The following is a 17,533-nucleotide window of genomic DNA, read 5'->3' on the forward strand; positions in this document are numbered from 1 at the left end:
TCTCAGCGACCTTCGAAGACCGGTGGCCGTCGCTGTGCGAACGCGGCGACGCCCTCACGGAAATCAGGCGAATCGACCAATCGAGTCTGCTCCTGGACCTCGCCCTCGAAGGCGGCCTCCAGTTGGGGAAGCAGCGCGATGTTCAGATTGCGTTTGGTCGCGGCGAATGCGGCGGTGGGGCCGCCGGCCAGTCGCAGGGCGAGTTCAGCGGCGTGGGGGGCCAGTACATCGTCGTCGGTGACTTCGTCCACCATGCCCCACTGCAGTGCGGTCTCGGCGTCGATTCGCTCGGCCAGCAATGCCATCCGGGTGGCCCGGCCCAGCCCTACTCGGGCGCCCAGGAGCGCAGACGCACCGGCATCGAGGGTCAGTCCGACACGAGCGAACGCCAGCGTAAACGACGCCGACCGGGCCGCCACGATCTGATCGCAGGCCAGTGCCAGAGCACAGCCCGCGCCGGCAGCGGGGCCGTTGACCGCGGCGACCACCGGCTTGGGCATGGTTCGTAGTGCGCGCACTGTCGGGTTGTAGCGCATTCGCAGTTCTTCCTCCGTACGCGGCGACAGACGGGTGGTCCCGGTCGTATCGTCGAGTGACAGGTCGGCGCCGGCCGAGAAAGCACGTCCGGCGCCGGTGAGCAGGACGCTGCGCACCGATTCCTCCGCGGCCGCCCATTCGACAGCTTTTCGCAATTCATGCTGCAGCGCGAGGTCGAATGCATTCAGTGCGTGCGGCCTCGACAAGACCAATGACGCCGCCGCGCCGGATCTCCGAATTTCGAGGACTTCGGTTCGAGAAATTGTTTCCCAATCGGACATGCTCCGGCATGCTAGTTTAAACACGATGTATAGACAAGGCGTCTTCTGGCGCGCCGATCGGATCGGTCGCTGAGCTCAGAACGTGATTGACATTACATCTGAACACTATGTATGGTTCACGGCATGTTCGACGTTCTTCCTGCTCCCGTTGCCTTTATCGGCAAGACTGGGATCGGTTCCGTGGTCCAGCACTGCACCGGAGCCGACGAATGACCACCACCGCCGCCGCATCGAAGGCGGCCCCGCGTACCCCTGAATTCACCGCGGATCTGAAGCGTGTTCGAACGGCTTTCGACAGTGGGCGCACCCGCCCGTTATCGTGGCGAACCGCGCAATTGGAGGGCCTGCTCCGATTCATCGATGAATGCGAATCCGAAATTGCCGCGGCCATTGCTGATGATCTCGGGCGGAGTCCGATGGCGACATTCATGGCCGATATCGGGCCGGTGCGGCACGAAATCCGATACACCCTGTCACACCTGGCGAAGTGGATGGCCCCGACCCCGGTGCTGGTCAGTGCGGCGACCGCCCCGGGAAAGGCGTGGTCGCTGCCCGAGCCCAAAGGTGTCGTACTCGTCCTCGGCACGTGGAACTTCCCGCTGTTGCTGACCGTGCAGCCCTTGGTCAGCGCGCTCGCGGCGGGAAACGCCGTGGTTGTCAAACCTTCCGACCTCGCCGACAAGACCGGCGCCCTACTCGCCAGGCTGTTGCCACGGTATGTGGATCCCGAGGCGGTACGGGTAGTGCTCGGCGACGGCAAAGTCAATCGCCGGCTGCTCGAACAACGTTTCGACCATATCTTCTTCACCGGGTCGACTGCGGTCGGAAAGGCCGTGATGACGGCCGCCGCCCAGCATCTCACCCCGGTGACGCTGGAGCTGGGCGGCAAGAGCCCGGTCATCGTCACCGCCGACGCCGATATCGAGGTCGCAGCCCGTCGCATCGCCTGGGCCAAGTCCATCAACGCGGGCCAGACCTGCATAGCGCCGGACTATGTGCTCGTGGAGGATTCGGTACGCCCGAAACTCGTGGAGCGGCTGCTCGTCGAATTGCCCGCCCACGGCGCGAACGACACCACCCACATCGTCAACGAACGTCACCTGGACCGGCTCGCCGAAGCACTGACGAGCCACGGGGGTGAACAGTTCGGTGGGACGATCGACCGTGCCGGCCTCACCATCGCGCCCGCCCTGGTGACCGACCCGGATCCGGATTCCGAGCTCATGCGCGAGGAGATCTTCGGCCCCATTCTGCCGGTGCTGTCGGTGGGCAGTGCCGGGCATGCCGTCGAATTCGTGAACCGGCGCCCGAAACCGCTCGCGCTCTACCTTTTCACCTCCTCCCGGAAAACAGAGCGCACCGTGCTGGAACAGACGTCCTCCGGTGCGGTGGTGATCAACCACCTGCTCTATCACCTGCTGGTACCGGAACTGCCCTTCGGTGGTGTCGGCGACTCCGGGCTCGGCAGCTACCACGGCAAGCACGGATTCGACACGTTCAGCCACTACAAGGCTGTCCTGCGCAAGCCGGGCCGGCCCGACCCGTCGGTGGCCTACCCGCCCTACAGTCCCGCGATGCAGAAGGTGCTGCGGCGAATCATGGGCTGACGGTCCCCAGTCGAAGCCGATAGCTCCGTTGCCGACAGAAGGTGTGCAGTGAGTATTTCAGTATCCGGGGGGATAGCGCAGCGCATCCGCGGCTCATTCGCGGACCGGGTGCTGCGCAGCCTCGGCACGCTGGGCCGGTCGGCGCGCCTGAGTGCCGAGGTGGTCCAATTCTCGATCACCGATACGGTCGCCCGGCGGTTGCCGGTGGGAGAAGTGATCGAGCAGATGTGGAAGCTGTTCAAGGTCACCGCCTTACCCGCGTTGTTGATGGCAGTGCCGATCGGCGCCGAGGTATCGGTGCAGGTGGGTGGAGTCATGGACCAGGTCGGCGCCAACTCGCTGGCGGGCGCCGCCAGCGGGCTCGGTGTCGTGAGCCAGGGTGCGCCGATGGCGGCCGGTCTGCTGATGAGCGGAGCGGCGGCGTCCACCATTGCCTCCGACCTGAGTGCCCGCTCCATCCGCGAGGAGATCGATGCCATGCGGGTGATGGGGGTGAATCCGGTGCAGCGATTGGTTGTTCCGCGTTTCGTGGCGATGGTGGCGATTGCGCCTGCTCTGTGCATCCTGATCATTGCCGCCGGTGTGGCGGCGGGACTGATCATCTCGACGAATGTCAACGGTGTGGTGGCGGACAGCTTCTGGCAGTCGTTCGGCGCCTTCGCCACCCCGGTGGACCTGATCTTCTCCGTACTGAAGGCGTTGATCTTCGCCGTTATCGTGGTGACCATCGCCAGCCTGCGCGGTCTGGAGGCGACCGGCGGCCCGAAGGGTGTGGCCAACGCGGTCAACGCCTCGGTTGTGCTCAGCGTTTTCTGCATCTTCATGACGAACCTGGCCGTGAGTCAGCTCCAGAACATGTTCTTCCCGGCGAGGCTGGCATGAGTATCGACATGACCGAGTATCCGGTGGTCCACTCCGGACCGATGGCACGGACGGTGCGGTACGGGAAACGCGTACTGGCCGATATGCTGGCCGAGTTCGGCCAGATCGTGGCCTTCACCTGGAAAACCCTGGTGTACCTGCCGAAGACGGTGCGTCACTACTCCAAACAGACGCTCAAGACCATGAACGATATGGCCTGGGGGAGTGGCTCGCTGATCGTCGACGGCGGGGTGCTGAGTTTGATGTTCTTCCTCGGCGTCGCGGTCGGCGCGGTGGTGGCGATCCAGGCGTTCATGGCCTTCGACCTCCTCGGATTCGGCGCGCTGACCGGAATTATCGGATCGTTCGGCAATATCAGGGTGATCGCTCCGATCATTACCGGCATCGGCTTCGCCGCCCAGGCCGGCTGCCGGATGACCGCCGAGATCGGTGCGATGCGCATCTCCGAGGAGATCGACGCCACCGAATCCATGGGCCTGCAGGCCATCCCGTTCGTGGTGGGCACCCGCCTGGTGGGCGGCATGCTGGTCGTGCTGCCCGGATACCTGATGGCCATCGTGGTCAGTTTCTTCACCGGCGGGCTGATCATCAAGATCGGCTACGGCCAGCCTCCCGGCACCTACGACCACTACTTCGCTCAGTTCGTCGATATCGGCGATCTGGCAGCGTCGGTGGGTAAGGCACTGATCTTCTGCGCCGTGGTCACCATGATCCACTGTTACTACGGCTATTTCGCCTCCGGTGGCCCCGCGGGCGTCGGTATCGCGTCGGGCCGCGCCATCCGCGCCAGCCTGGTCGCGATCGTCGTCCTCAATTTTCTGATGACCGTAGCCATCTGGGGTTTGAACCCGGAACTTCCTTTCAGGGGTTGAAACATTGGCCAGACATATTCATCAAGACTTCGTCCGTGGTGACGGGGCTCGTCAGCAGCGCGTCCTGCTCCTCTGTGGCGGCGCCGCGGCGCTCGTCGTGCTGATCACGGTGGTCGCATGTTCCTGGGCCTACCCGAGAGCCACGGCACCATCCGGCATCCGATTGCAACTCATGGTCCCGGCACTGGGTCCCGGCGTCGAGTCCGGCTCCAAGGTCCTGGTTCGGGGGGCGGCGGTCGGCGAGGTGACTCGGGTCAGCACACTCGATTCCGGCACCGTGACCGTCGCGCTGGTGCTCGACGAGGGGATGGGTTCGATTCTCACCGATACCCTCGACGTCGATTTCCGGCCGGAGAACTACTTCGGTGTAACAGCGGTGAACCTGCTCGAACGACCGGGCGGCGCAGCGCTGACCGACGGCCTGGTTCTGCATCGCACCCAGGCGCCGGATTTCACCATGTCGACCATGCTGGAGCAGGTATCGCTGGTGGTCGACGGCACGCTGACCGCCGATATGATCGCCACATTGGACGAGGTCATGCGCTACGCCAACGGTCTCGCGCCGCTGATCCGGACCGGGATCATCCTCGCCGACCAGGTAGCCAAGACCCAGCAGCACCTGCCCACCGAACTGTTGCTCCGCACCAACGATGTGCTGGCCCAGTTGCCGGCCTTCAGCCGGGGCGCGGCGGATGCGCTGTACGCGATCTACAACAGCGCCTACAACAAGCGCCCGGACGGCAGTACTGGCGTGGACGACGCCTTCATGGACGAAACCGACCAGGCGCTCGCCCTGGCCGCATCGGATCTGTTCGGCCTGGCCGGTTCGTTGCTGGCCTCGCACGACGCCGAGCTGACCCCGGTGACCGGCGCCGTCGACGCGGTGGTTGCCCCGCTACCCGGCCTGCTCGGGAACGGCAACATGGACACCCTGAACACGGTGCTGGAGCGGCTGGAGTCCGCGTTCACCGGCCCCCCGGAGCAGAAGACCCTGCAACTGCGAGTGGTGCTCGACGATATACCCGCGATCTCCGGGCCGTTGGCGCAACTCGGTGCGCTCCCCGCCGCGGCGCCGGGAGGACGCTGATGGCAACGGGACGTGGATTGATCTGGGCCTGCCTCAAACTCGTTGCCGTGGCGGCCGTGACAGTAGTGCTCTTCGTGATCGTGCTCAACGCCATGCGAAATCCGGTGGAGCAGAGCACCCGTAGCTACACAGCCGATTTCTCCGATGCGTCCGGTCTCCGGGTCAACGGAGACGTGCGCCTGAAGGGTTTGCGTATCGGCAAGGTGACCGGCGTGGAGTTGATCCGCGACGGCGACGGTATGGCCGCACGGGTGAGCTTCTCCATGGACCGCGAACACGAACTCACCGACACCACCACGCTGGCGATCAAATACCAGAACCTGACCGGCGTCCGGTTCATCGACGTGGGTTTCGGTGCGCAGCCCGGAAACCGGGTGGACCATCTGCCCGTGAGCGCAACACGTCCGTCGTTCGATATCACCGCCCTGTTCAACGGTTTGCAGCCGGTGTTGTCGACCATGAATACCCAGCAGATCAACGCTTTCGCGGAGAACGCGATCGCGGTGCTCGAGGGCGACGGCGGCGGGTTGGGCCCGATGCTGGAAAGTGCGCAACAGCTGGCGGCATATGCTCAGGACCGTCAGCAGCTCATCGCCACACTGACCGGCAATATGGCCCGGATCGCGGACACGATGGGCGGGCGCTCTCCGTACGTGATCGAGTTCCTCCGGGCCATGAGTCTGCCCATCAGCAACGCGATGACGGTGCTGGACGAGTTCCCCAAGACCGCCTCGGCCGGCCCGGCGCTCGTCGAACCGATCGAGCGGCTGCTCGCGGCACTGGGTTTCCGGGACGACCTGGATATCGAAGCACTGCTGAATCAAGCCTTCGCGAACCTTACCGAGGCGGTGGATTCGCTGCGGCTGATGCCGGGCACCCTGGCCGGGCTGCAGACCGCCCAGCAGCGGCCGGCAGCCGGGGGTTGCAGTAACGGGCACGCGAGCTTGCCCCCCGATGTCCAGATCCTGCTCAACGGTAGCGAGGTTGTACTGTGCAACGCGAAATAAAGGAGCGGCGACTACGGTTGCGGGAGCGCGCGCTCGCGGTCTGGCACAACGATGTGCTGCTCGGCACCGCCGTAGTCGGCACAACAATGCTGGTCGTGGTCGCGTTCACCGGCTTGTACCTGCGCCCGCCCGGTCAGCAGACGATCGCCTTCGAGACCACCGACGCATCCGCCATCGAAACCGGCCAGGACGTCCGGGTCGCGGGGATCAGTGTCGGCAAGGTCTCCGATATCGCCATCGGCGATACGACCGTGACAGTGCGCGCTCGCATCGACGATTCGATCCACGTCGGCGACCGGTCCCGGATCGAGGTCCGAATGCTGACTCCGGTCGGCGGCTACGCGGTGACGCTCGTTCCGCTCGGCGGCGGCACCGAACGTGGCGGCGCGATCCCGGTGGAACGGGTCGCGGTGCCGTACTCGATCGGTGACGTTCTGCAGAGCTCACCCACGGTGACCGACCACGTCGACGCCTCGACCATGAACGCGAACTTGCGCCAGGTAGCAGTTGCGCTGCAGGGCAATTCGACCTCGGTCGGCACCATCGTGGACGGTATGAACGCGGTCACCCAGGTGCTCGATCAGCAGCGGCTACAGATCCATCAGGTCGCCGCGATGGCCGCCGAATACCTGCAGACCTTCAATGTCAACCGTGGCTTCGTGTTCGAGCTGATCGGCAAGATCGACACGGTGCTCCTGACCTACCACAACAATGCGGCGGGCTTCAACTACGCCTACGAATTGCTCGGCAGTGCCCTCTCCAGACTGCGGCCGCTGGAGAAGTTCTACCTCGACCATTCCGATGAGGTGTCTGCCCACATCCAGAACCTGCAGGGCATGGTCACCGAACTCCAGCAACACCTCGGGCCTGCCATCGACAACCTCACCGCGTTGCGGGCGCAGCTCGAGCAGTGGCTGACCCCCACCGGTATGGCCGAATTCGGTGGCGGAGTCCTGACCAATTCCCTGTGTATTCCGATTCCGGGCCGGGAGTGCTGATATGCGTATATCGAAGCGGGCCACCACCGTGACCCTGGCTCTGACCACTACCGCGGTGGTCGTGACGGCCGCGGTCGTCCACAGCTCGGGCGCCGGTGGGGCGGCCGATGCCGAAATCGCGGCCGGTGGTGGCGGCTACTGCGTCGATATGCCCGACGCAATCGGTCTCTACCCGGGAAACCCGGTGACACAAATGGGTTTCCGGGTCGGCAAGGTCGATTCTGTGCAACAGCGGGGAGACCACGTCCGGGTCGATTTCGAACTCGACGCGGGGCGCCGCTACCCGGCGGACGTCCGGGTGGTCACCCGATCGAAGTCGCTGCTCGCGGACCGCAGCCTGGAGCTGGTCGGCAACTACACGACCGGCCCCGCGCTACGGCCCACCGAATGTGTCCCGATGAGCCGTAGTTACACGCCGAAAAGCATCTCCGAGATCGCAGGTTCCGCAGCGGATTTCATCGATGCGCTCTCGACGGCGGGCGACGGCAGCGTGCAGGGGGCCATCGGCGGCGTGCACACTGCCCTGGACGGCACCGGCGCCGCCATGAGCGCGATGCTGAGCCACGCCGCCGCGGCCGCCGCCGGCCCGGATCAGGTCACGGCCGATATCGGCGCGTCGATCATGAATATGGCCCCACTTACCGAGAACGCGCTGCGGGAGTGGGACCGGATCGGCTCGATCCTGGATCGGATGCCGCAGGTCGCTGCCGAAGGCACCGAACTGTTCCGGTTCGTGGCACGGTTCGACCGCGGCATCGGCTGGCTCGTCGCGGTCATCTACGACATCCAGCGGAAATACGGTGCCGAGCTGTGGCCGATCATGCACGGCCCCGTGGCAGACGTGATCCGGCTGGCAGCAACCCGGGCGCCGGACCTCGCACACCTGTACGGGACAATCCCATCCGTCGTGACCGCGGTGAACTACCAGGAGCAGTCCACCGGCGGTCTGTCGGTCCCCTTCCGGCCACCTTCGGTGCCCGTCGACCCGGTGCTCTGCGGGCTCCTCGGCCCGCATTGCGAGAACAACGAATTCGCACCGGGCACAGTGAATCTCCTGTCCTTGGTGGCGTGGAAGGCGGCGACGTGAAATCCTCGGGAATCGGCCGGGCACTGCGGATATCAACGGCTGCCGCCGTGGTCGCGTTCGCGGTCGCCGGATGCGGGCTAGGCCCGAACGATCTGCCGTCGGTGCGCTCCGGCGTGCACAGCGACTACACCGTCACCATCCGGTTCGAGAATGTCATGAACCTGCCCTACGGTGCCGATGTGGTGCTGAACGGCCTGCGCGTCGGGCAGGTTCAGGCGTTGACCGCCACCCCGGACGGCATCGATGTGGCGGTCGGATTGAGCGAGACGACGAAAGTCCCGGCCGATGCCGGCGCGATCATCCGGCAGAACACCCTGCTGGGCGACACTTACATCGCGTTGACTCCGAGCAGCGATCCGCGCCCGGAGACCGGATTCCTCGGGCCCGGCAGCATCGTGTCGTTGGACCGCACCACCTCCCCGCCCCAGTTGGAGGACACCATCGCGGTGCTGGCCTATTTCGTGAACGGCGGCAGCATCCAGAAGATGCAGGACACCATGGCCACTCTCAACCAGACCATGCCCGCACTTGAGGACCTGCGACGGATGGCGGCCACCGTCGCGGTGGATATGTCCGACCTGGCCGCCGGTACCGCGGAAATCGACCGGCTGTTGAACGGTCTGAACGATACCGCGACAGCGGTGAACGACAAGGCCGAACAGTGGCAGGCGGTATTCGGTGAGCAAGGCGCCTACTACTGGCACAACGTCGCCCGCGCGGTGGTCGCCCACATCAGCACCCTACTGCCCTCGGTGGGTTCCATCTTCGAGGGCGGGCTCTGGCTCACCCCGATGCTGAATTCCCTGGCCGGCACCGCGGAGGCCGGCCGCGGTATCTGGGACGATATGCCCGCGACCACGGTGCGGCTGAACAATTTCCTGCGCACCACTTTGTTGCCGTTCACGCAGAACCCGTCCGTCGATGTCACATCGGTGAGTACCGGCAACGGTCACGAATTGATCGGCGACGCCACCTCGATCCTGCGCATGCTGGGAGCGGTCCGATGATCCTCACACGCACCCGGGTCTCGGTCGTCGCCATGTCGGCCTTGACCGCCCTGTCGCTGCTCTACATCCAGCGTGTCGGCCTGGATGTGGACCAGCTGCGCGATACTCGTTCGGCCGAACTGACGGTGCCCGACACCAACGGCATCCTGGTCGGTTCCCGCGTGCTGCTGCGCGGTGTGCCGATCGGCAAGGTCACCGAGATCGAACCGGCTGCCGGGAGTGTCCGGCTCGGGCTCAGCTACCGGGAGTCCGACCCCATTCCGGTCGACAGCTGGTTCCGGGTGGACAATCTCTCGGCTCTCGGTGAATCCTATATTTCGGTGCTGCCGCACACAGGGGAGGGTCCTTACCTGACCGATGGTGCGGAGATCGACCCCGCCCGAGTCGCCGTTCCGACCACCTTCAAGGAGCTGTCCGCACGCCTGGCGCACCTGCTCCAGCAGGTCGATCCTGATCAGGTCCAGCAGATCTTCGACACTCTCGATGTCGGTCTGCCCGACGGCGTACAGGTGATCGGCGACCTGAACCGCGCCGGCGCGCTGCTCGCCGCCGAATTCACCCAGCAGACAGACAATCTGGTCACCCTGCTCAGTACGTTGCAACCGCTGCTCATGAAGACCGCCGGCGTCCCGGGGAGTTTGGCTGCTACGAGCCCACAGCTGAACGGCTTCGGCACCGGGTTCCAGGACATGCTGAACTCGGTGCGTGATGCCATGCGGCGCGGTCCGCTGCTCGAAGGCATTCGCGACGGTGCCAGCCCGCTGTTCGGCGAGTTGCAGAAGTTCCTCGATCTCACCGCCGCCGATCTGAACGTCGTCGGGGTGAACCTGCTACCCGCCGCCCAGGCCGGCGGTGCGGCCCTGCGCACGGTCGATCTCGGCAGTCTGCTCGGCCGGATGCTGGCAGCGACCGACCCACCCGGCGCGGTGACCGTACACGTCCCCGGCGCTCCGATCCCCCCGAAATAAAAAGCCCCGATTGGAAGGAACAGGTTGATGCCGGAGAAGTCATCGGCCACAGCGGTCATCGAGAAGAACGAGGAACAGCCGGCGGAGCCAGTGCATGCTGAACCCGGCGCGCATGGGTGGTTCGCCGGCCGGGCGGTCTCACTGCGTGCCATCAGTGTGGCCGTGGCGATCGTGGCGATCGTTGCCGTGATCGGCGCGCTGGGATGGCAGTGGCGATCGGCCGCAGCCGAACTCGGCCGGCGCGACGCCGCTGCGGCCGATCAGCGGCATGCCGAGCAGGTCGCCCTCGACTATGCCACCGGTGCCGCGCAGATGAGTTTCGAGAATCCGCAGGAGTGGCGCAGCCGGCTCATCGCGAACACCACGCCGGAGCTCAACGGCCGGCTCGCCCGGGCGGCGACCTCCATGGAGCAGCTCATCGGTCCGCTGCAGTGGTCGTCCACCGCACATCCGATCGCGGCCAAGGTCGAATCCGAGTCCGGCGGGATCTACCACGTCGTCTGTTTCGTCGATGTGCTGACCAAGAATGTCCAGGCGCCGGAAGGAATCCAGTCGACCGCAACCTACAAGCTGAGCATCGACAGCGGACGGGACTGGACCATCACCGAGATCAGCGGAATCGACTCGGCGCTCGGCGGCGGCACTCCGCGCTGATCCGCGCACACATTCGAGAAAGGGGTCATCGTGGGTGTCGAGGTCAGGACCGAGGGAATTGCCAAATCGTTCGGCTCGCAGCAGATTTGGCAGGATATATCCTTGACGCTGCCCTCCGGTGAGGTCAGCGCGTTGCTCGGTCCCTCCGGTACGGGCAAGTCGGTGTTCTTGAAGTCGTTGATCGGATTGCTGCGGCCGGAGCAGGGTTCGATCCATGTCGACGGTGTGGATATCACGACATGCTCGAACAAACAGCTTTACGAGATCCGGAAGCTGTTCGGGGTGTTGTTCCAGGACGGCGCGCTCTTCGGTTCCATGAACCTGTTCGACAATGTGGCGTTCCCGTTGCGGGAGCATACGAACAAGCCGGAGACCGAGATCAAGAAGATCGTGCTGGAGAAGCTGGAGTTGACCGGTCTGCTGGGCGCGGAGAACAAGCTTCCCGGCGAGATCTCCGGTGGTATGCGCAAGCGTGCCGGGCTGGCGCGGGCGTTGGTGCTCGATCCCCAGATCATCCTGGTCGACGAGCCGGACTCGGGGCTTGATCCGGTGCGGACCTCGTACCTGTCGCAGCTGCTGATCGATATCAATGCACAGATCGATGCGACCATCCTGATCGTCACCCACAACATCAACCTGGCGCGGGCGGTTCCGGACAATATCGGCATGCTGTTCCGGCGTCGGCTGGTGATGTTCGGGCCCCGTGAGGTGCTCCTCACCTCCGAGGAGCCGGTGGTGAAGCAGTTCCTGAACGGTCGCATGGTCGGGCCGATCGGTATGTCGGAGGAGAAGGACGAGGGCCAGATGGCGCGCGAGCGGGCGCTCGTGGACGCCGGGCACCACCAGGGCGGTGCCGAGGAGGTCGAAGGCGTCATTCCGCAGATGCGTGCTACTCCGGGTATGCCGGAGCGTGGGGCTGTGTGGCGTCGTCAACAGCGGGTGCGCGAGATCATGCATACCTTGCCGCGCCGTGCACAGGAGGCGATCGGCGCTGAACTCGCGCCCGTGGTGTACCCACCCACAGGCCCGGGTGAGTACACGACGTCCAGCCGGTGACTTCAGAGGAGGTTCGGATGACCGGACCACGAAACGACCGGTTCGGGCGTGGCTGAATCGGACCTGTATGCCGGGTTGAATGCCTTCGGCTCAGCTCTCTCACGAGGTGGGACGGGCCGCTGGCCGGGCGCAGGGCGAGTCTGAAATCGTCGGGTTATCTTTTCCTCTGTGACCAGGAGACAATGATGGATACCGACCGGCGCTCGTCTATCTGCGGACGGATCGCATGAAGGCGTGGCAGTTCACCGAGCCGCACGAACCCATGGTCCTCGTCGAGTTGCCCGACCCCGAACCCGCTGCGGGTGAAGTCGTCCTCGATGTGTGTGCTGCGGGTCTGTGCCATTCCGATGTCGACATCCTGGAAGGGGGCCCGCTGCTGAACCGGCTCACACAGCGGCCGATCGTCCTGGGTCACGAGGTTTCCGGAGTGGTTACCCGGGTGGGCGTGGGTGTCACGAAGTTCGCGGTCGGTGATCGAGTTGCGGTGTACGGGCAGGGGTATCGGATCGCCCCTCCGGGGTGGGAGCACGAGTCGCGCCGTGACGGTGTCGGCCTCGGCCGCGACGGGGGTTTCGCGGAGCGGACCACGGCGTGGGAATACGAGCTGACGAAAATCCCGGACGGGCTCGATTTCGATCAGGCGGCGTCGGCCACCGATGCGGGGATGACCGCGTATCACGCGATCCGGGTGGGTGCGGTGGCGCCGGGACGTCGGGTGGGCATCATCGGGCTCGGCGGCCTCGGTTTCACCGGCGCCCGGATCGCCAAGATTTTGGGTGCACACGTCGTCGCCGCCGAGACGAATGCCGCCATCCACGGCGCGGCGCGGGAGGCGGGCATCGATGAGGTCGTCGCTGATTCCGCGGATCTCGTGGGGATGGAACTCGATGCCGTCATCGATTATGCGGGCTTCGGGACGACGACGGCCGCGGCCGTGGAGGCAGTGCGCCCGGGCGGACGCGTCGTGCAGGTCGGGCTGGGAAAGGCGAACTCCGCCGAGGCGGCCGGCCGGGCTCTTTCCGATGTCTGACCGCGGCCGACGAAGGGAGCCAGGCAGTTGTCCGCGAGGTCCGGGTGCCGAACTCGGGCAGCTCGACGGCGACGGCGACGTCCGTGACCACGACGGCTCCTCTCTGGTCAAGCCCTGGTCGTGGGGACTTGGTCGCGACGCTGGAATCTCCGATCGAGGATTCGCGACGAAGTATGCCACGAACGTGTCGTCGAGCATTGATGAGATCCGGTCGGCCGGTGAGGCGATCGGTGTCGCCGCCACAACGTTCAGCGACACCGACAACGGCTTCGCCGCTGCGCTCACTTCCGTGAGCGCCACGTTGGGGTCTGACAGCGTGGCGCACGTCTCGGGGGCGGGCGCCGGCCCGCGGAAGTACACGGGACTGCAGTTGCCGACTTTGCCGGGTATCGAAACTGGGACGTTCGCACTGAGGCAGCTGATGACCGATTGCGCGGAGGTACTGCACACCATGGAGGACGGGCATGGTGAGGCATTGGTTTTCGCCGGGTCGCGGACTATCTGGATCCGCTGACGGCCGACTGGGAAGTGCTGGCCGCCGTCGGCGGCAACATCCGCCTGCTCGGAACGAGCGACTTCGTCACCGGCGAGAATGTGGCGGGCCTGGCCAACTGGATAGGTCGGTCCTGGTCCGGTTCGGCCGCGAGGGGATTCGGCGACATCACGCATTCACTGCGGCAGCGGATACTCGACCGTAGCGACTACGCGGAGCGGATCGGCACGCTCGTTCAGCGGGCGGTGCCGCCATCGAGCGGCAGGCTTTGAACCAGGCGATGGCGCTCTACGATGAGCTCACGACGCCGGTCACCAAGCACGACGCCGCTTTTCCGCTCGGTGTGTGGGCCGCGTCCGGCGCCGAAGGCATCGTCGACAGGATCGCCGTGATTCGGCGTACTGCGGATCAGCGTCTGACGTCGATCGATGACGTACTGGCCAGAGTTCGCTCCGTGCTCGACTTCAACCCGGCCCGATCCGTATCCGAGATCGACACGGACTTCGAAGTTCCGGCCAAAATTGGCGTGGACCCCGGTGTTCGACGGTTCGGCTTCGGTGACCACATGTGGACGGAGTGCTGTTCACCGAGCTTCTCCGCCGATCACCAGTACCCCAGCCGCATCTAATTACATTGTGCAGAGACGTCCTCACGTCGTCGAGAAAAGCTGGACGCGCGTGTAGTCGCGCTTGCTGTCGATCAACCAGTCGGGGAATAGTTGGGGACTGCTGCACGATTCCGGTCACAGCGTGACACACCCAGGGTAGCGGCCGTGTGAGTCATGCCCGTGCCCACGCGTGCGGATCTCGGGTGGGTATTCCGCGCCGACGCAGTGCGGCGAGGACGGTGGTGTGACTGACGTTGAGATGGTTGCCGACCCGGGCAAGTGACCAGCCGAGTCGGTAGAGGTGGATGGCGGTGTCGACCTGGTCGCGGGACAGGCCGCGTCGGCCCATCGGTACCCCGTGCCGGTGGAGGATATTGCTGACCGTGCGCCGTTCGATACCGAATCGGGCGGCCAGTTCGTACACGGTTGCTCCGGCCTGGTAGCCGTTGATCAGCGCCGCGACTCGATCAGCATCGAGCTGCCGCGCCCGCTGTAGTTTTGGGGCGCTCCACCGCGGGCGGGTCAAGTGTTGTCGGGTCGGGTAGCTTCTGGATCAGCGTTTCCAGCGCTTCTACCTGCGTTTCAGGGTTGTAGTAGCGTCCCCCAAGGTCCACCAATTTAGTCGGTCTACGAACTGATGTGCCCCCGGTTCTACAGAGTCGGTTTGCTTGACTCTTGGTCACGAAGTCATCGAAGGAGACTTGTTCGTGCCAAGGCGTTATCCCGAAGAGTTCCGTCGCAAGGTGCTGGACCTGGTCGCTGCCGGTCGCCCGGTCGCGCAGGTAGCGACTGATCTGGGCATCAGCGATCAGACGATCTACGGCTGGCGTAAGCAAGATCTGGTCGACACCGGGCAGCTACCGGGCGCGACCCGCGGTGAACAGGCCGAACTATCCGCCGCGAAGCGGCGGATACGGGAACTCGAGCAAGAGGTCGCGATCCTGAAACGTGCTCGTGAACTGCTGAAAGAGCAAGGTGGCGATCCAAAAGGCGATACGCGGCCATAGCAACGATGGCGTCCGAGGGATTGCCGGTGCAGGCCGCGTGCCGGCTCCTGGGTGTCGCCGAATCCGGGTACTACCTCTGGCGGTCCCGGCCGCCGTCGCAACGGGCGATTCGGCATGCATGGCTGCTCGATCAGATCCGTGGCGTGCATGCCGCTTCGCGCGGCACCTATGGCGCTCGCCGTGTCCACGCCGAACTCACCCTCGGTCTCGGTATCCGCGTCGGTCACAACCAGGTCGAGATGCTGATGGCTCGTGCAGCGGTCAAGGGGCTGCCCGGAAACCGGCGGGCGAGACCGAAGCACCAGACGCCTACCGCCAGTGATCTGGTCAACCGATCGTTCGCCCGGAAACAGCCAAATCAGTTGTGGGTCACCGATATAACGGAACATTTCACGAGGGAAGGAAAAGTGTATTGCGCGGTTGTGCTCGATACGTTCTCGCGGCGAGTGGTCGGCTGGTCGGCTGGTCGATCGACTCGACACAGACTGCGGCACTGGTCACCAACGCGCTCGGGATGGCGATCTCGAACCGCGCACCAGAGCCCGGGACACTGATTCATTCCGATCATGGGACGCAATTCACCTCTTGGGCCTTCACCGACCGGGCTCGCAAGTCCGGGCTGGTGCCGTCGATGGGGTCGATCGGTGACTGCTACGACAACGCGGTCATCGAATCCTTCTGGGGCAGAATGCAAACCGAGCTACTCAACCGGAAACGCTGGCGAACACGGATCGAGCTGGCGAACGCGCTTTTCGAGTACCTCGAGATCTTCCACAACCGTCAGCGGCGCCACTCGGCCCTCGGTATGCGGACTCCGATCGAATACGAGATGATGCAACCACCCGTCCAACCCGTGGCCTGAAGTCCAGTACCCCGACTCCACGAAACCGGGGGAACATCACTTCGTCTCTTGAGAGAGGATGAAGTCTGTGAGCACGAAGAGGTACCCGCCGGAGTTGCGTGAGCGGGCGGTGCGGATGGTCGCCGAGATCCGCGATCAGCACAAGACCGAATGGGCCGCCATGGCTGCGGTCGCCGAATTGCTGGGGATCGGCTCGGTCGAAACGGTCCGTAAATGGGTCCGCCAATCCCAGGTCGATGAGGGCAGCCGTCTCGGGGGGACCAGCGAGGAGTCGGCGGAATTGAAACGGTTGCGGCGGGAGAACGCAGAACTCAAGCGCGCCAACGCGATTCTGAAGACGGCGTCGGCTTTCTTCGCGGCCGAGATAGACCGGCCAAGCCGCTGATCTGCAGGTTCGTCGCCGAACACGCAGGCCGCCGCGACGACGGCGGCCTGCGATGGGGTGTGGAGTCTATCTGCGCCGCGCTCACCGAGCTCGGCGTGAACCTCGCCCCGTCGACCTATTACGACCACCGTAACCGGGTTCCGTCGGCCCGCCGGCGCCGCGATGAGGAGTTGATCACCCAGATCCGGCGGGTGCATCGGGAGAACTTCGGTGTCTACGGTGCCCGAAAGGTGTGGCTGCAGCTGAACCGGGAGGGGTATCGGGTGGCGCGTTGCACGGTGGAACGGCTTATGCGCGAGGCCGGGTTGCGCGGGATGTCACGTGGCCGGGCCAAGCGCACCACGATCGCCGATCCGGTTGCGCCGCGGGCCGCGGACCTGGTGCAACGCCGATTCGCGCCGGCAGCGCCGAATCGGTTGTGGGTCTCGGACATCACGTATGTATCGACGTGGTCGGGGTGGGTGTAAGTGGCGTTCGTGATCGACGCCTACGCCCGCCGGATCCTGGGCTGGCGGCTGTCGACGTCGATGACCACGACGCTGGTGCTGGACGCGATCGAACACGCGATCTGGACCCGTGAACGCGAAGGATGGAATGTGACAGATGTTGTGCACCATACGGATAGGGGTTCTCAGTATACGGCGATCGCGTTCACCGAACGGCTCGCGGAGGCCGGGATCCAGCCCAGCGTCGGCGCGGTCGGCTCGAGCTACGACAACGCTCTTGCCGAGACGATCAACGGCCTCTACAAAACCGAGCTGATCAAGCCACGAGGCCCGTGGCGCAGCGTCGATCAGGTCGAGTTCGCCACCGCCGAATGGGTCGACTGGTTCAACCACCGCCGCCTCTACCAGTACTGCGGCGACCTACCACCGGCCGAGATGGAAGCAGCCCACTACGCTCAACACCCAGCCCAGCAACCCGCCGGGCTGTCACACCAGTAGGTCTCCGGACTCACCGGGGGGATTCACTTGCTGGTGACCGTCGCGCCTGGAGTGTGCGCACGTGCGTGGCCGGCACGTTGATAGGCCCACTCGCGTCGCTCACGTGGACCCGCGGTCGTGTACGCCGTGGGCATGTGAGCAGACGGTTGACAGGATGCTGAG

The 17,533-nt window shown here is 65.0% G+C and carries 17 protein-coding genes and 2 pseudogenes; 17 read left to right on the forward strand and 2 right to left on the reverse strand.

From position 1 onward, the window contains the following. Positions 1 to 2 precede the first annotated feature (2 nt). Positions 3 to 818 (reverse strand): enoyl-CoA hydratase-related protein, encoded by an 816-nt coding sequence (locus ON22_RS27500; protein ID WP_051158157.1) that lies wholly within the window; start codon positions 816 to 818, stop codon positions 3 to 5. Between the two features lie 209 nt (positions 819 to 1,027). Here ON22_RS27500 and ON22_RS27505 point away from each other — a divergent pair, with 209 nt between their 5' ends. The 15 genes from ON22_RS27505 to ON22_RS27575 all read left to right on the forward strand — a co-directional run bounded on the left by ON22_RS27505 (position 1,028) and on the right by ON22_RS27575 (position 14,194). Then, complete coding sequence (locus ON22_RS27505; RefSeq protein WP_033247634.1) at positions 1,028 to 2,425, forward strand: aldehyde dehydrogenase family protein; 1,398 nt, start codon at positions 1,028 to 1,030, stop codon at positions 2,423 to 2,425. 54 nt (positions 2,426 to 2,479) lie between these two features. Then, on the forward strand, positions 2,480 to 3,307 hold the full coding sequence (locus ON22_RS27510) for an MlaE family ABC transporter permease (RefSeq protein WP_051158160.1): 828 nt from the start codon (positions 2,480 to 2,482) through the stop codon (positions 3,305 to 3,307). Positions 3,308 to 3,348: 41 nt separating this feature from the next. Further along, positions 3,349 to 4,179: an MlaE family ABC transporter permease gene (locus ON22_RS27515; RefSeq protein WP_051158161.1), complete on the forward strand. Its 831-nt coding sequence runs from the start codon at positions 3,349 to 3,351 to the stop codon at positions 4,177 to 4,179. Positions 4,180 to 4,183: 4 nt separating this feature from the next. After that, positions 4,184 to 5,266 (forward strand): MlaD family protein, encoded by a 1,083-nt coding sequence (locus ON22_RS27520; protein WP_033247632.1) that lies wholly within the window; start codon positions 4,184 to 4,186, stop codon positions 5,264 to 5,266. Further along, positions 5,266 to 6,273: an MlaD family protein gene (locus ON22_RS27525; protein WP_033247631.1), complete on the forward strand. Its 1,008-nt coding sequence runs from the start codon at positions 5,266 to 5,268 to the stop codon at positions 6,271 to 6,273. The genes ON22_RS27520 and ON22_RS27525 overlap by 1 nt, the downstream gene beginning before the upstream one ends. Next, a complete protein-coding gene (locus ON22_RS27530) occupies positions 6,258 to 7,271 on the forward strand; it encodes an MlaD family protein (RefSeq protein ID WP_373280895.1) in 1,014 nt (337 codons plus the stop codon). Before ON22_RS27525 ends, ON22_RS27530 begins: the two co-directional genes overlap by 16 nt. A 1-nt stretch (position 7,272) precedes the next feature. Further along, positions 7,273 to 8,358 carry an MlaD family protein gene (locus ON22_RS27535; RefSeq protein ID WP_033247629.1) on the forward strand — a complete coding sequence of 362 codons (1,086 nt, stop codon included), beginning with the start codon at positions 7,273 to 7,275 and terminating at the stop codon, positions 8,356 to 8,358. Continuing rightward, positions 8,355 to 9,365 carry an MlaD family protein gene (locus tag ON22_RS27540; RefSeq protein ID WP_081595883.1) on the forward strand — a complete coding sequence of 337 codons (1,011 nt, stop codon included), beginning with the start codon at positions 8,355 to 8,357 and terminating at the stop codon, positions 9,363 to 9,365. Before ON22_RS27535 ends, ON22_RS27540 begins: the two co-directional genes overlap by 4 nt. Further along, positions 9,365 to 10,333, forward strand: a complete 969-nt coding sequence (locus tag ON22_RS27545; RefSeq protein WP_033247649.1) for an MlaD family protein — start codon at positions 9,365 to 9,367, stop codon at positions 10,331 to 10,333. Before ON22_RS27540 ends, ON22_RS27545 begins: the two co-directional genes overlap by 1 nt. 27 nt (positions 10,334 to 10,360) lie before the next feature. Then, a complete protein-coding gene (locus ON22_RS27550) occupies positions 10,361 to 10,987 on the forward strand; it encodes a hypothetical protein (RefSeq protein ID WP_231508797.1) in 627 nt (208 codons plus the stop codon). 27 nt (positions 10,988 to 11,014) lie between these two features. Further along, positions 11,015 to 12,043, forward strand: coding sequence for an ABC transporter ATP-binding protein (locus ON22_RS27555; RefSeq protein ID WP_081595882.1), 1,029 nt, complete (start codon positions 11,015 to 11,017; stop codon positions 12,041 to 12,043). 226 nt (positions 12,044 to 12,269) lie between these two features. Then, the gene (locus ON22_RS27560) at positions 12,270 to 13,073 is read left to right on the forward strand and encodes an alcohol dehydrogenase catalytic domain-containing protein (protein ID WP_051158159.1); all 804 of its coding nucleotides are present in this window, start codon (positions 12,270 to 12,272) and stop codon (positions 13,071 to 13,073) included. 184 nt (positions 13,074 to 13,257) lie between these two features. Next, complete coding sequence (locus tag ON22_RS27565; RefSeq protein ID WP_033247628.1) at positions 13,258 to 13,587, forward strand: hypothetical protein; 330 nt, start codon at positions 13,258 to 13,260, stop codon at positions 13,585 to 13,587. Between the two features lie 14 nt (positions 13,588 to 13,601). Continuing rightward, positions 13,602 to 13,838, forward strand: coding sequence for a hypothetical protein (locus ON22_RS27570; protein ID WP_033247627.1), 237 nt, complete (start codon positions 13,602 to 13,604; stop codon positions 13,836 to 13,838). An 8-nt stretch (positions 13,839 to 13,846) separates the two neighbouring features. Further along, complete coding sequence (locus tag ON22_RS27575) at positions 13,847 to 14,194, forward strand: hypothetical protein (protein ID WP_033247626.1); 348 nt, start codon at positions 13,847 to 13,849, stop codon at positions 14,192 to 14,194. A 151-nt stretch (positions 14,195 to 14,345) separates the two neighbouring features. Here ON22_RS27575 and ON22_RS27580 read toward each other — a convergent pair whose 3' ends face one another. After that, positions 14,346 to 14,699, reverse strand: a complete 354-nt coding sequence (locus ON22_RS27580) for a helix-turn-helix domain-containing protein (RefSeq protein WP_197039749.1) — start codon at positions 14,697 to 14,699, stop codon at positions 14,346 to 14,348. A 181-nt stretch (positions 14,700 to 14,880) separates the two neighbouring features. Here ON22_RS27580 and ON22_RS27590 point away from each other — a divergent pair. Continuing rightward, positions 14,881 to 16,042 (forward strand): annotated as a pseudogene (locus ON22_RS27590) (IS3 family transposase). 58 nt (positions 16,043 to 16,100) lie between these two features. After that, positions 16,101 to 17,371 (forward strand): annotated as a pseudogene (locus ON22_RS27600) (IS3 family transposase). Positions 17,372 to 17,533: the final 162 nt, after the last annotated feature.

Origin of the sequence: Nocardia carnea NBRC 14403, from assembly GCF_000308515.1 — a bacterium.
In the GTDB taxonomy this organism is placed as follows: Bacteria; Actinomycetota; Actinomycetes; order Mycobacteriales; family Mycobacteriaceae; genus Nocardia; species Nocardia carnea.